Source organism: Sphingorhabdus sp. 109 (assembly GCF_902506555.1).
Classification (GTDB): Bacteria; Pseudomonadota; Alphaproteobacteria; order Sphingomonadales; family Sphingomonadaceae; genus Parasphingorhabdus.
The window spans coordinates 2,312,875-2,326,178 of sequence record NZ_LR732707.1; the positions used below are offsets into that span (position 1 = coordinate 2,312,875).

General features: G+C 58.7%; 14 protein-coding genes. 3 read left to right on the forward strand and 11 right to left on the reverse strand.

Annotated elements, in window-relative coordinates; translation table 11 throughout:
• Positions 1-100 precede the first annotated feature (100 nt).
• Positions 101-823, reverse strand: coding sequence for an aquaporin Z (gene aqpZ, locus BOSE62_RS10925; protein WP_159646001.1), 723 nt, complete (start codon positions 821-823; stop codon positions 101-103).
• A gap of 116 nt (positions 824-939) precedes the next feature.
• On the reverse strand, positions 940-1,899 hold the full coding sequence (locus tag BOSE62_RS10930) for an L-threonylcarbamoyladenylate synthase (RefSeq protein WP_159646004.1): 960 nt from the start codon (positions 1,897-1,899) through the stop codon (positions 940-942).
• 52 nt (positions 1,900-1,951) lie between these two features.
• Between BOSE62_RS10930 and BOSE62_RS10935 the strand changes: the two genes are divergently transcribed.
• Entirely contained in the window at positions 1,952-3,703 is a 1,752-nt protein-coding gene (locus tag BOSE62_RS10935) for an acyl-CoA dehydrogenase (RefSeq protein WP_159646007.1), read from the forward strand.
• 2 nt (positions 3,704-3,705) lie between these two features.
• Entirely contained in the window at positions 3,706-4,536 is an 831-nt protein-coding gene (locus BOSE62_RS10940; protein ID WP_159648012.1) for an ATP-binding protein, read from the forward strand.
• Between the two features lies 1 nt (position 4,537).
• On the opposite strand, the gene BOSE62_RS10945 is transcribed toward BOSE62_RS10940, so the two are convergent.
• Both BOSE62_RS10945 and BOSE62_RS10950 read right to left on the reverse strand, forming a co-directional pair.
• Positions 4,538-5,896: a PQQ-dependent sugar dehydrogenase gene (locus tag BOSE62_RS10945; RefSeq protein ID WP_159646010.1), complete on the reverse strand. Its 1,359-nt coding sequence runs from the start codon at positions 5,894-5,896 to the stop codon at positions 4,538-4,540.
• Between the two features lie 51 nt (positions 5,897-5,947).
• Positions 5,948-6,151 (reverse strand): hypothetical protein, encoded by a 204-nt coding sequence (locus tag BOSE62_RS10950; protein WP_159646013.1) that lies wholly within the window; start codon positions 6,149-6,151, stop codon positions 5,948-5,950.
• 162 nt (positions 6,152-6,313) lie between these two features.
• Between BOSE62_RS10950 and BOSE62_RS10955 the strand changes: the two genes are divergently transcribed.
• The gene (locus BOSE62_RS10955; protein WP_159646016.1) at positions 6,314-6,523 is read left to right on the forward strand and encodes a hypothetical protein; all 210 of its coding nucleotides are present in this window, start codon (positions 6,314-6,316) and stop codon (positions 6,521-6,523) included.
• A gap of 1 nt (position 6,524) precedes the next feature.
• On the opposite strand, the gene BOSE62_RS10960 is transcribed toward BOSE62_RS10955, so the two are convergent.
• From BOSE62_RS10960 to BOSE62_RS10990, 7 genes are all read right to left on the reverse strand, one after another.
• Complete coding sequence (locus tag BOSE62_RS10960) at positions 6,525-7,232, reverse strand: GIN domain-containing protein (protein WP_159646019.1); 708 nt, start codon at positions 7,230-7,232, stop codon at positions 6,525-6,527.
• Positions 7,229-7,783, reverse strand: a complete 555-nt coding sequence (locus tag BOSE62_RS10965) for a class I SAM-dependent methyltransferase (protein WP_236553990.1) — start codon at positions 7,781-7,783, stop codon at positions 7,229-7,231. The genes BOSE62_RS10960 and BOSE62_RS10965 overlap by 4 nt, the downstream gene beginning before the upstream one ends.
• Positions 7,784-7,915: 132 nt before the next feature.
• Complete coding sequence (locus BOSE62_RS10970) at positions 7,916-8,662, reverse strand: head GIN domain-containing protein (protein ID WP_159646026.1); 747 nt, start codon at positions 8,660-8,662, stop codon at positions 7,916-7,918.
• Between the two features lie 152 nt (positions 8,663-8,814).
• Positions 8,815-9,345: a CarD family transcriptional regulator gene (locus tag BOSE62_RS10975; protein ID WP_159646029.1), complete on the reverse strand. Its 531-nt coding sequence runs from the start codon at positions 9,343-9,345 to the stop codon at positions 8,815-8,817.
• Between the two features lie 290 nt (positions 9,346-9,635).
• Positions 9,636-9,974 carry a ferredoxin FdxA gene (fdxA, locus tag BOSE62_RS10980; RefSeq protein WP_159646032.1) on the reverse strand — a complete coding sequence of 113 codons (339 nt, stop codon included), beginning with the start codon at positions 9,972-9,974 and terminating at the stop codon, positions 9,636-9,638.
• A gap of 104 nt (positions 9,975-10,078) precedes the next feature.
• Positions 10,079-10,381 (reverse strand): RNA-binding S4 domain-containing protein, encoded by a 303-nt coding sequence (locus tag BOSE62_RS10985; protein ID WP_443028808.1) that lies wholly within the window; start codon positions 10,379-10,381, stop codon positions 10,079-10,081.
• A 9-nt stretch (positions 10,382-10,390) separates the two neighbouring features.
• Positions 10,391-13,174: a helicase-related protein gene (locus BOSE62_RS10990; protein ID WP_159646035.1), complete on the reverse strand. Its 2,784-nt coding sequence runs from the start codon at positions 13,172-13,174 to the stop codon at positions 10,391-10,393.
• Positions 13,175-13,304 lie beyond the last annotated feature (130 nt).

Below are 13,304 nucleotides of genomic sequence, written 5' to 3' on the forward strand. Positions count from 1 at the left end.
TCGCTATCGGACAGGGACCAACAGAAAAATTGTGAAATAGAACCAAAAAGGGCCGGATTTCGCAAACCGGCCCTCTAAATGTGTTATTATAGAGTCAGTGTTAATTTTCTGTGCCGACGATCTCCTGGCCGGAACCGCCCATGATCTTGTAAACGATACCCGCCAATATTGCGCCGACAATCGGCGCGAGCCAGAATATCCACAATTGAGTCAAGGCAATGCCACCTTCGATCAGCGCGGGCCCGGTGCTTCTCGCCGGATTGACCGAGGTGTTGGTCACCGGAATGCTGATCAGGTGAATCAGCGTCAGTCCGAGCCCGATCGCGAGCGGCGCGAAGCCTGCCGGTGCCCGACCATCGGTGGCACCGAGGATGATCATCAGGAAGAAGAAAGTCAGCAATATTTCGATCGCGATGCCTGAACCGATTGCGAAACCGCCGGGCGAATGTTCGCTAACACCGTTCGAGGCCAGACCGTTTACCGCAAGACTGTAATCCGCATTTCCGGAAGCAACCAGATAGAGAGCCGCAGCAGCAATGGTCGCGCCTGCAACCTGTGCGATAATATAGACCGGAATTTCCTGAGCAGGAAAGCGTCCGCCCATCCAGAGGCCGATAGTGACAGCCGGATTGAGATGGCACCCGCTGATATGGCCAATAGCATATGCCATGGTGACGACGGTCAGGCCGAAAGCAAGCGAAACCCCCAGAAGACCGATGCCGACTTCGGGAAAGGCTGCCGAAATCACAGCGCTCCCGCATCCCCCGAATACAAGCCAGAAAGTTCCCAGAAACTCGGCCAAAGACTTTTGCAATACGGTCATGATATTTCTCCCACTGCGGTCAAGACGCAGCATGAGCCCGGACCATATCGGGTTATCCTATGGCGGATATCCGGTTTCTCCAAGGCAACCGCCTGTAATGTTATGTAAAATGCGCGCTATTTCGGGCTTGCCGCGCGACGCAACCGGTCGTTCAGTGCTATTCCTATGCCGTTGTCGGTGATCGGAGCGACGGCAATTCCGGCTTTTGAACTGGCATCGGCCTCGTGGAGAGCAGCAAACAATTGACTGGCGGCTTCTGCAAGATCGCCATCCGGTGACAGGTTCCGGTCTCCGGGTACAGGCCCGAAACCGATATGATATTCATCCGCAGTGGCGGTCTCCGCATCGAGGCGCAGCGACTTCGAGGGTGCATAATGCGACAGCATTTGTCCTGGAGCCTCAATTAGGTCCGTCTTCGCCAGAAGCGGCGCTGTGCCGGCAATTGCTTCCAGTTGCGCCTGCGTTACCGGACCAGGGCGTAATATTCGGTAATTCCCACCGGCAACGGCGACGATCGTGGACTCAATTCCCCGCTGGCATGGACCACCATCCAATATCATCGGTGCATTCCCGCCCAGACTGCGTGCGACGTGATCCGCCGTTGTCGGACTTATCCCGCCGCTGCGATTAGCCGAAGGCGCAGCCAGGTAGAGTCCTGATTCTTCGAGCAACTGCCGCATGACCGGATGCGCAGGGCAACGCAGGGCGATCGTCTCGAGACCGGCGGTAACGGCCGCCGTCACCGGGCAATCTTTGCCCTTCGGAACCACGAGGGTCAACGGCCCTGGCCAGAACTCTCCGGCGAAACGTAGCGCGAGTCCGTTCAATCGCCCGATTGATCGGGCCGCTGCGATATCCGGTACATGCACGATCAACGGGTTGAAATCCGGACGGCCTTTTGTCCGGTAAATCTCTGCCACGGCGACTGCATTGGTCGAATCGGCAGCCAGACCATAGACCGTTTCCGTGGGCACAGCGACCAGTCCGCCCGCACGCAAGCGGGCCGCAGCCTCGCCAATCGTCGCCTTGCCGTAACGACGTGCTTCACCGCCAATATGATCATTTGAGCCTGACATGACCCTGCGCTATAGCCCAGCGGAAAATCAGGCAACAACGGATAGCAATTAGATGAGTTTTACAGCCCCCGGTCGCGAACAGAATTTTGTCCTCAAACATATCGCCGGGATTGGCGACCTTGCGACCCATGACCGCTTTGCCGGTGCGAGCGAAGATATGGTTGAAGCGATCGTCGAAGGTATCGGACAATTTGCCGCGGGCGAATTTGCTCCGCTCAACAGGATCGGCGACACCGTCGGAGCCCGCTGGAACGAAGGCAATGTGACCTTGCCGGATGGCTTCAAGGAAGCTTATGCACAATTCGTCGAAGGCGGCTGGGCATCAATTGACGGACCGGAAGATTTTGGCGGACAGGGGCTGCCCTATTCGCTCTCGGCGCTGATCCTCGAGACCTGCGGCGCGGCCAATTTCGCGTTCACCCTCTGCCCGATGCTCAGCTTTGGCGCGATCGAGGCGATTCATGTCCACGGTTCCGACGAGCAGAAAGCGCAATATCTGCCCAATCTGATTTCCGGTGCCTGGACCGGCACGATGAACCTGACCGAGCCGCAGGCCGGCTCCGATGTCGGCGCTCTGCGTTCGACCGCCGAACCGATTACCGAGGGCGAACATGCCGGCAAATACCGGATCAAGGGGCAGAAAATCTATATCACCTTTGGCGAACATGAACTGACCGACAATATTATCCATCTTGTGCTTGCCCGCACGCCCGGAGCGCCGGAAGGCACGCGCGGCATTTCCCTGTTCATCGTACCCAAATATCATCTGGATGCGAATGGCAATCCCGGTGCGCCCAATGATGTGACCTGTGTATCGATCGAACACAAGATCGGTATTCACGCTTCGCCGACATGCGTCATGGCTTATGGCGAACAGGACGAATGTATCGGCGAGATGATCGGCGGCGAATTTGGCGGCATGAAGGCGATGTTCACGATGATGAACAACGCCCGTATCAACGTCGGCTCGCAAGGCGTGCAGATCGCCGAACGCGCCACCCAGCAGGCCTGCCATTATGCCACGGAACGGGTCCAGTCGGCCCGCGCCGGAAGCGGTAGCAAGGAACCGGTTGCGATTATCGAACATCCCGATGTCCGGCGGATGCTGCTCCGGTCCAAGGCGCTGACGCAGGCTGCCCGTGCCCTGCTCTATTACGCAACGTCGAGCGTGGACCGCGCTACCCTCGGCATCGAGGGAGCCAAGTCCCGCGCCGAAATCCTGACACCGCTGATCAAGGGCTATGGCACGGATATCGGCAATGAAGTCGCGTCTATTGGCGTACAGGTGCACGGCGGGATGGGCTTCATCGAAGAAACCGGTGCCGGCCAGCATTTCCGCGACGCCCGGATCGCGCCGATCTACGAAGGCACCAACGGCATCCAGGCCGCCGATCTGGTTGGCCGGAAACTGGGTCTGGATGGCGGCGAGGCGATGAAGACATTTATCACCGAAATCCGCAACGAGGCGAAGGATGAAGAGAACCTGCTGGCGCTTGCCGACAGCTGCGAGAATATCAGGCAGTGGATGGCGAGCGGCGATGCGTCGATTGATGACCGGCTGGCGGGAAGCTATGCCTTCATGACCATGCTGGCGACCGCGACCTGTGGCATGCTGATGAAAAAACAGCACCGGATTGCCTCGGCCGAACTGGGCGATGGCAACGATGTGTTTCTCAAGGCCAAGCTGGTCACAACCCGCTATTATCTGGATCATATTGTTCCCGAAGCGCTCGGCCTGGAGGCTGCGGCCAAAGGTGGCGCGGATATATTGTACAGTCTGAGTAGCACCGATCTGGCGGGCTAATGATGGCTGATATCGGTAACAGGGAACTGCTGGAGCGGATTGCCGATGCGCTAGAGCGGATAGCACCACCAACCATCAGCGCAAGTGATCTATCCTCGGGCGACGCGTTTCTTTGGGACGGGCTTGCTCCCCAAGCCATTGCAGCTTTCGACCCGACCGACATCGATTTGCTGACCGGGATCGACACACAGAAGACCCGTCTGCTGGACAATACGAAGCGTCACGCGCAGGGTCATGCTGCGCATGATGTGCTGCTATGGGGTTCCCGTGGCATGGGCAAATCAGCGCTCGCCAAGGCGGTGGTCCGGACGCTGCAGAAGCAGGGTGAAGACATTGCCCTGATCGAGGCGCCGTCGGATCATCTGGAGACGCTGCCGGCGCTGTTCACCCTGCTGGCATCGACCAGACGGCGGTTTGTCATATTTATCGATGATATCGGATTTTCAGAGGGTAGCAGCGAACCGCGCACGCTACGGTCGATGCTGGAAGGCGGAGCCAGCCAGCGGCCGGCCAATGTGCGCCTCTTTGTCACCTCGAACCGCCGCCACATCGTACCGCGCCAGATGAGCGAGCAGGACGATCCGGTAAACCCGCGCGACGCGGTCGATGATCAGTTGGCGCTTTCCGACCGTTTCGGTCTGCGGCTCGGCTTCCACGCCGCATCACAGGAGGACTATCTCGCCATTATCGCCCGCTATGCCGGGGTCCACGGGCTGGAATTCGATCGCGAGGATGCCCTGCTCTGGGCGAAGCAGCGCGGCAGCCGGTCGGGCCGGGTAGCGTGGCAATATATTGTCGAATTGGCCGGACGCGCCGGCACCAGCCTGACCTGATCTATTCTTCCAACGCTGCGGCCGGTTTGGCCGCATCTTTGCGCGACACCCGCCAGATGATACCGCCGACGTCATCGCTGACCAGCAAGGCACCGGTCTGGTCAAAAGCAACCATCGTCGGGCGACCACGGGCCTGCTGGTCCTCGTCAACGAAACCGCTCAAAATGGTGAGCGGCTTGCCTTCGGGCTCACCGCGCTGATTGAAATTGACATAGATGACATCATAGCCGGACAAAGGCTGACGGTTCCATGAACCATGTCGTGCAACCACCGCGCCGGTGGCAAAGGGCTTGCCCAGCGCCTGGCCATGGGAAAAGGCGAGTCCCAGCGGTGCGACATGCGCGCCAAGCGCGTAGTCCGGACGCCGCTCATATTGCCGGTGATCAAGATTTTTCGGATCAACCCGAGGGTCGACATGACCGCCCCAGAAATGCCAGGGCCAACCATAATGCGCGCCCCAGCGGACTTCGGTCAGATAGTCGGGCACCATGTCGCTGCCCAGCATGTCGCGTTCGTTGACCACTGTGTAGAATTTGTCGGTCCCGGGCAGATAGGCCATGCCCACCGGGTTGCGCATGCCATCAGCGTAGATGGACTTCTTGTTAGTTGCGAGCTCGACCTGCAAAATGGCGGCACGCTGCTTTTCTACATCCATTCTGTTTTCGCCGATATTGCTGTTCGAACCGACCGAAATATAGAGATATTTGCCATCCTGACTGGCCAGCAGATCGCGGGTCCAGTGATTGTTCGGCGCCTTCGCGTTCAGATTGGCCACCTTGCGGCCTTCGGCGGTTATTTTCGTATCGCCTTCCACATAGGGATAGGCATAGACCGCATCGGTGTTGGCAACATAGAGCGTGTCATCAATCAGCGCCATGCCGAACGGGGAATTGAGATTTTCCAGAAAGGCGAATGTCTCGTCCACCTGACCGTCCTTGTCGCTGTCGCGCAGCAGGCTGATCCGGTTGGCCGATTCGGTTCCTGCTCCGGCCTTGCTCATCAGATTGCGCATCACCCAGCCTTCAATCCCCTTGTTGGTGCGTGGCGGGCTGTTCGTTTCTGCCACCAGCAGGTCACCATTGGGCAGGCGGAACATGCTGCGCGGATGGTCCAGCCCTTCGGCAAAGCGCTCGACAATGAATCCTTCGGCGGCAACCGGCCCCTCGCCTTCGCCCCAGGGCGAAGCTTTGGCAATATTAATGGTCGGGAATTTTTCCGTACGGACGTTGGTGAGATCCGGTTCCACGCCTGTGGTAGCTTCAAGCGGCAAGCGGGCAGTATCGCCACGGGTGAAATAATATCCTGCACCGATTCCCAGGACGACAAGCAGAATCGCGATATTTCTAATATGTTTCAGCATGGGCCGATAATAGGTGGCGTCAATCGTCCTGACAAGCGCGCTCTGAAATGCTCAGCGGCCCTTCCACCAGATCAACAGCGCCGCCAGCACGCCCAGCGCCAGACCGGCCAGCAAACCGGCAGAGGGCTGCCCCATAAAGCCGCCGACAACAGCGCCGGCGATCGCGCCAATCGCAATGAATATACCGCCGCCGCTGCGGTTTTTGGCGCCGCGACTGGAAGAATTGGAAGCATGTTTCGGAGTTTCTGGATTCATGGCCGCTGCCCTAAACCACTACGCCATGATTGGCTAGCGCTTCCCGCCAGGCTTATGCTTAACCTTCCGGTAACCCTGCCTTTTGAAGATATTTCTACCGGTCAACCGTAGAGCTCGTTGTCAGGCAGGAGACGAAGAGGTCTCCCGAAACAGGAGCCAAAGATGCAATTACCCGTGTTCATTGACTCCACCCATTATAGCGATGCCGAACGGCTGATCACCAACTATGGCGAGGAAGCCGGTCTGGAAGCAGCCAATCGGGCCGACAAAAGCCGGTCTCTCGGCAATCATCTCCATTATTGCAAATGGCGGCAGGTGGAACGCCTCTGCGTTCTGCTAAGCATCGACCAGTCGATCGGCACAGTGCACTGATTTAGCGGTCGGGGTTGCACAGGATAGTGGCGGCCCCGTCGGTCCTTACCAGACAATTGGGCTTCCCGGCGATATTGATCTGGCCGGTACCATTGTTGGTGATGACCGCCTCCCTGGTCACTGTCATGCGGCTGCTCGCCGGGCCCCGGTGGATCAATGTCAGCTTTTCAACGGTCAGGTCGGGGCTTTCAAACATGCTGGCGCCCTGCAACTCGATCCGCGCGTCGCGGACCTCGCCTGCCAAGGTGACCTGACCGCCGCCGGTCATGGCCAGATCGAGCCGGTCCGCCTCCACCGCATCGATCTGCAAAGTGCCAAAGCCACCAAGCCGGACGTGTGGAGTGCGGCCGGACAATTTGTCCAGCGTCACACGACCCGAGCCAAGATGTGATATTCTGCTGACCGCATGACTGCTGAGATACAGGGTGACCGGGCCGTCGCTGTCATGATCGTCACCGTTCAGCGATTTGCGCTTTAGAGAGACAATCAGCTGCTTGCCGTTTCTCTGCAGCGAAACCCGGTCCAGAATTTCACGCGTTTCCCCTTCCGCCCGGGCCGAGGGGCCTTTGCCGGAAACCAGCACCACGTTCACGCCATTGCCGATCCGAATGTCTTCAAACCCGAATATGGAAAATTTGCGTTCTGCCGCCTGTGCCGCAGCCGGCAGCAACAACGCAAGGGTGAGCAGCGCGACCGAGACCAGTCTCATTGCGGCCTCGCTTCGCCAAATTCCATCCAGCCGAGCCATCGTGGCGTCTTGGGCGCATAATGGCCGGCATTTTCGACCAGCCTGAATCCGTTGGCCGCAATTGCCTTGGCGACCGGTCGATGCAGGTGGCAGCCGCCGGCAATATGTTTCCACACCGGTTCGATCCGCCTTTGCCATTTTTCCGGTCCCTTGTCAGGTGCCCGGCCATGTTCGAGAAAGAGGAACTTGCCGCCGGGCTTCAGGACCCGCCGCATTTCCGCCATCACCTGGTTGCCGTCCTGTACCGAACACAGCGTGAAGGTGGTCAGCACCGTATCGAAACGGGCGTCGGCAAAGGGCATGGCTTCCCCTATACCGTCGCATATCTCCATGTCGAAACCGCGCTCGCGCGCTTCCTCGCGGGTATAGTCGAGCAATTCGGCAGAGGGATCGAGACCGGTTAGGCTATTGACCTTCGACCAGTCATAAAATTGCAGATTGATCCCGCCACCGCAGCCGAGTTCCAGCACATCGCCGTCGGCTTTCGGCACGATCGCGCTACGATCCTTCATGACCGCCGGCTGCGAACACGCGCAGCGGATCAACCTCGGAACCGCATATTTTTCCCATAGATTAGCCATCGCTGGGGAAACTGCCACATGCGCGACAGATCGCCAAGCGATTTCAGCATGTTGGCTATGTGATCAGCCGCAGCTGATGTTGCCAGAGCCCGTTGCCCGTGCCTTGCACGTGGCATCGCCGTGAATGCGGACATCCCCCGAGCCCATGACCTTGGCGTCGACCGATCCGTCGGAGGACAGCTCCACATCGCCGCTACCGGCGACCGATATGCTAGCGCTCCCGGCGTTCAGGTCCTTGCCGCTAATATCCCCCGAACCGGCAATCGATATATCAACCGATTCGGCGGTACCCGCCAGGTCCAGATTGCCCGACCCGGCGATCTTGGATCTGAGCGAGGCCGTTTCAATATTCTTCACCCTGATATTGCCCGACCCGGCAATGCTCAGCTCGGCTGCGTCCGCTTTCATTGCATCCACGTCCATATCGCCGGAACCGGCCAGCTTCGCGCTCTTCAGGGCCGGGCCACTGATATAGATGGTCGCCTTGCCGCCATCGCCCCAGAATTTGTCATCGCTATCCCGGCCAATTTTGATCTGGTCTCCGGATATTCTGTAACGCAGCTGTTCGATTGCATCGGAATCGCCCTCCGCCCGGATCGAAAAATCATCCGCGGTGGTGAAAACAACATCATCAGGTCCTGCCAGAGTTACACCTTCAAACGCTCCCGGATTGCTGGCGGTCGAGCCGATGGGCGTACCGTCGGAAAAGCTGCTGCCGGCGCTGGATGCGGCATCACCCACGGCATCCGCAATCGACCCTTCACAGGCCGCGAGCGCCATCAAGGGTGCCAGAAACAATATCTTCTTCATCCAAACCTCCGTTGCTGTATTACCTCAGTAATACGCCCTGTCGGAATAGAGATCAACTGAAAAATGCGCTTCGTCCGGACATGAAAAAAGGGGCCGGCACAACTCTGTGCCAGCCCCTTTTTTCAACACGACAGACGCCGAAACGGTATCGATCAATCTTCCTTCACTTCATAATATTGCGGTGCCGCAATATTGAGAATCTCGAGAATCTTCGCCAGAGCCGTCGGCTCGTCGGTTTCTTCCATCGCCGCCAGTTCGCGGGCCAAACGGCTGGACGCCGCTTCGAAAATCTGCCGTTCGGAATAGCTTTGCTCCGGCTGGTCATCGGCGCGGAACAGATCGCGGGTCACTTCGGCAATCGATACCAGATCGCCGGAATTGATCTTCGCTTCATATTCCTGTGCCCGGCGCGACCACATCGACCGCTTGACCTTGGGCTTTGCCTTCAGCGTTTCCATGGCTTCCTTGAGTGTCTTGTCGGAAGACAATTTGCGCATGCCGACGCCTTCGGCCTTGTTGGTCGGGACCCGCAGGGTCATCCGCTCTTTTTCAAAGCGCAAAACATAGAGTTCGAGTTGCATGCCTGCAATTTCTTCATTTTGCAGTTCGATAACCCGGCCAACGCCATGTTTGGGGTAAACAACATAATCGCCCACATCAAAGGACAGCACATTCGCAGCCATAAAAAGCCTTTCTTGATTCAATGGAAAAGAACGTTGCTAGCGTTCAGATTTCGTATATTTCGACGAAAAAACCCTTCCGTACATATATTTAGCGACCGAACACCACCCGTTACGTCAGGTGTCCAGCCGCCAAGTGATCCATGTGTAGCAGATTCGTCACAAAAAAGCAATTTATCGTTGCATTGCACAACTGATCATGGCCGGAAATGAACGTTTCCGGCAATTTGTGTCCGATTCCCAACCCCGCGGCGCGACACTATCGTCAACGGCCGTTCGGGCCCAATGCGGTCTTAATCGCCCTCGCCGGGTTTTTCGGAGAAGAAGGCCTCGAATTTGCCCTCCATGCCCTTATATTTGTCGGCATCGGCCGGCGGATCACGGCTGACCGTAATATTGGGCCATTCTTCGGAGAATTTGGTGTTGACCTCGAGCCATTTTTCCAGCCCGTCCTCAGTATCCGGCAGAATCGCCTCGGCCGGACATTCGGGTTCGCAAACGCCGCAGTCGATGCATTCGCTGGGATTGATGACCAGCATATTGTCGCCTTCGTAAAAGCAGTCCACCGGACACACTTCGACACAGTCCATATATTTGCATTTGATACAGTCTTCGGTAACAACGTAGGTCATCTGATCTTGAACTCCCCAACACCGGCCCACAATCTCGAGACGGCAGAATTTGTCCTAGCTATTGCGCAATTTCTGACACGTCAACAGTTGGTTTCGCCGCTATTTCAATTACCAGTCTGTAATTTCTCATAGCAGGATTGCGCCTGCTCAGCGCTGCTGCGGCGCTCCGGCAACAAGATGATCCGCACCACGTGCACTTCCTGCCCCTGCGGGACGGTGAGAATGTCGCCTTGCCGCACCCTGACATGGCCCCGTTCGATCCGCCGTCCATTCAGCCGGACATGCCCCTTTTCCGCCAGCTTGCGCGCCATCACCCGGTTGTGGGCAAAGCGCAGATACCAGAGCAGCTTGTCAATCCGCAGCACAGGCTGTGCCGGGGAAGAGCGATCCGCTGCCTTGCCGCTCAAGCCTGCATCCTATTTTTTCATGCTGTCGCGCAGCGCCGCCAGCTCGGCAAAGGCGCCGCCGGCGGTAGCGAGAACCGGTTCCGCCTTGCGTTTGGCCGGCGCTCCTTTGCCCTTCGTTTTCTTCTGATGCTTTTCACGCGGTCTGGATTGATGCTGGTTCTTCTTGCGCGCCATCCCTTTCCAGCGCCAATATTGGATGGCGGGCCCGGGTTCTGCAGGCGTAGCATCGGCTGGCTTTTCCTCCTCTTCGGCCGCTGTCGCTTCGGTCTCGCCGGCTGGAACGGCAGGCTTTTCGGCCTCTGCCCCGCTTTCCGCTGCGCCTGTTTCTGGTGCGCCCGTTTCCGATGCAGCTGCCACGGTGGCGGGCGCTTCAACCACCGCCGGCCGGTCGTCGGTTTTGACAAAACCTGCCAGATCAAGCAGCGCTTCATGGCACGCTTGCGAGAGGCCCAGAGACGTCGCCAGAGCCGGATTCACGGCAAATACCGCATCCTGCTTGCGCGCTTCATGCGCCTGCTTGACCAGCCGTTCGACCATGTCGACCCGAACATATTCGTCACCAATCTTGCGGAAACCGAGCCGTGTGGCATGACCGGCAGAGGAAAATGTCCCCTGTTTCAGATGCACCGCATTGTCTGGCGCCTGCTCGATCATCGGCTCTTCGTCATAGGCGGCGAACAGCGCCGTCCGCCAGAGCACAGCACCGGGCTTCATCAGCGCGTGATGGAATATATCGAGCGCGCCAAAGACCAGACCGGCGCGGCGCGCATGGCCGCGCATGTCATTATCCAGCGCACGGACCGCCTGATCGATATCGCGGCGCGAGAGAATGCCCCCGGCGTCGACAATCTGCGCAAACAGCGCCCGCACCGCCGCCGGCGTCTCCGGTTCGTTGGCGAGCGCATCAATTCTGACCAGACCCTGCAGATGCTTCGCCTTCATCGCATCGACCCAGGCCTTGACCCGGTCCATGACCTTCTGGCTGTCCTCGGGCGTCATATCCTTGATCGAGCGCTCGAACCTGATCTCGGGCTGCAGCAGGGTCTTGCCCCTGACCAGCACCGCAAGCCGGCTATCACCCCACAGAATAGCCGGCTGACCGTCGGCATCGGGTACCAGCTTCAGGACGGAGTCCGGTGCCTTGGCAAGAGCGTCTGCATTGTCCGTCATAATCCGTCCCAAATATCTTTCTGCTGCAGCCAGCAGCATTTTTCGATCTTCTCTCCGGCTATCGGAAGGCACGACAAATTGAAAGCCCTTGAGTGTTCCTATTTCCTGTCCCTCGACCAAGACCTTGCCATCGTCATCGACGACGACATCCTGATGCAGCATATCTTTCAGCAGACCGCGCATCAACACCCGTGTCCTCTTGTCAACGAATCGCTGGGTCAATTGGCTGTGCATTGCATCGCTCAACCGGGATTCCAGCGCACGGGTGCGCTCGACCATCGCTTCGGGCTGTTCCACCCAGCGCGATTTTTGCGCGATATAGCTCCAGCTGCGAGCGGCGGCGATCCGCGCGCCCAAAGTGGCGATATCGCCCTGGACATTTTCCAGCCGGGCAATTTCCTGTGCCATCCGGGCGTGGGGAATACGGCCAGAGCCGCTGGCGAGATGCGGCCAGAGAGAGGCGACAAAGCGGGCCTGGTGATCGGCGCCGACCTTGCGGAAATCGGGTATCGAGGCCGCCTCCCAGAGCAGCCTTATGGTGTCGGGTGATCGCGCCAGACCGGCCACTGCCTGATCCTGCGCCAGCCGTTTCAATACCGCAAGATCGACCGCTTCCGGAGCCGCCTGTAACCGGCGGCCCTGCGGAAATTCCTCCAGCGAGCCGATCAGGCGGTCGAGCGAACCGAAATCCGGTTCCGCATTGCGCCAGTAGAGCCATTCCAGCTTCGGGAAATGATGCGATTCGAGATTCTCGATATCTTCGGGCGTCAATGCGTCCGAGTTGGCGAGACCGGTCAGCACGCCGAAGCTGCCGTCTTTCTGGTGCCGTCCGGCGCGACCGGCAATCTGGCCGATTTCCGCCAGGGTCAGCGGCCGGCGCCGACGGCCGTCAAATTTCTTCAGCGCGGCAAAGGCGACATGGGTGACATCGAGATTAAGGCCCATGCCGATCGCATCGGTGGCGACGAGATAGTCGACTTCGCCGTCCTGATACATTTTGACCTGGGCATTGCGGGTCTGCGGCGAGAGGCTGCCCATCACGATCGCCGCTCCGCCATGCTGGCGCCGCAGCATTTCGGCGATCGCATAAACATCTTCCAGCGAAAAGGCGACAATTGCCGATCGCCGGGGCAGCCTGGAAAGTTTTCGCGGCCCGGCATAGCTGAGGGTAGAAAACCGCGGCCGGGTGACAATTTCGGCATCGGGCAGCAAGGCCTCGACCAGCGGCCGCAAACTTTCCGATCCCAATATCATCGTTTCCTCGCGGCCCCGCGCGTGCAGCATCCGGTCGGTAAAAATATGGCCGCGTTCGGGATCAATGCCGATCTGCGCCTCGTCGATCGCGACAAAGGCGAATTCCCGGTCCATCGGCATCGCTTCCGCGGTGCACAGGAACCATTGCGCGTCTTTCGGAATGATCTTTTCCTCGCCCGTGACCAGCGCTACCCGGTTGGCACCTTTCAGCGCCACAACCCGGTCATAGACCTCGCGCGCCAGCAAGCGCAGCGGAAAGCCGATCATCCCGCTCGAGTGGGCACACATGCGTTCGATGGCAAGATGGGTTTTGCCGGTGTTGGTCGGACCGAGAACGGCGACAAGAGACGACTGTGAGAACGGGGACATTGCCGACACCACAGCCGATCAGGCGCGCAGTTGCAAGAGGCTTGCCGCAAAAAGCGCCGGCGCCGACCGGACAACCTTGATTTTACACGATTCACCGCATGTAAACAGCCTGCACGGCGCCTTAATTTGA

What these genes read in the sequence shown, in the direction of transcription:
- BOSE62_RS10950 (WP_159646013.1), bottom strand. Translation starts at nt 6,151, where the DNA reads ATGAATCCAGAAACTCCGAAACATGCTTCCAATTCTTCCAGTCGCGGC.
- BOSE62_RS10970 (WP_159646026.1), bottom strand. Translation starts at nt 8,662, where the DNA reads ATGAAGAAGATATTGTTTCTGGCACCCTTGATGGCGCTCGCGGCCTGT.
- BOSE62_RS10975 (WP_159646029.1), bottom strand. Translation starts at nt 9,345, where the DNA reads ATGGCTGCGAATGTGCTGTCCTTTGATGTGGGCGATTATGTTGTTTAC.
- BOSE62_RS10960 (WP_159646019.1), bottom strand. Translation starts at nt 7,232, where the DNA reads ATGAGACTGGTCTCGGTCGCGCTGCTCACCCTTGCGTTGTTGCTGCCG.
- aqpZ (WP_159646001.1), bottom strand. Translation starts at nt 823, where the DNA reads ATGACCGTATTGCAAAAGTCTTTGGCCGAGTTTCTGGGAACTTTCTGG.
- BOSE62_RS10965 (WP_236553990.1), bottom strand. Translation starts at nt 7,783, where the DNA reads ATGAAGGATCGTAGCGCGATCGTGCCGAAAGCCGACGGCGATGTGCTG.
- BOSE62_RS10935 (WP_159646007.1), top strand. Translation starts at nt 1,952, where the DNA reads ATGAGTTTTACAGCCCCCGGTCGCGAACAGAATTTTGTCCTCAAACAT.
- BOSE62_RS10955 (WP_159646016.1), top strand. Translation starts at nt 6,314, where the DNA reads ATGCAATTACCCGTGTTCATTGACTCCACCCATTATAGCGATGCCGAA.
- BOSE62_RS10940 (WP_159648012.1), top strand. Translation starts at nt 3,706, where the DNA reads ATGGCTGATATCGGTAACAGGGAACTGCTGGAGCGGATTGCCGATGCG.
- BOSE62_RS10945 (WP_159646010.1), bottom strand. Translation starts at nt 5,896, where the DNA reads ATGCTGAAACATATTAGAAATATCGCGATTCTGCTTGTCGTCCTGGGA.
- BOSE62_RS10990 (WP_159646035.1), bottom strand. Translation starts at nt 13,174, where the DNA reads ATGTCCCCGTTCTCACAGTCGTCTCTTGTCGCCGTTCTCGGTCCGACC.
- fdxA (WP_159646032.1), bottom strand. Translation starts at nt 9,974, where the DNA reads ATGACCTACGTTGTTACCGAAGACTGTATCAAATGCAAATATATGGAC.
- BOSE62_RS10930 (WP_159646004.1), bottom strand. Translation starts at nt 1,899, where the DNA reads ATGTCAGGCTCAAATGATCATATTGGCGGTGAAGCACGTCGTTACGGC.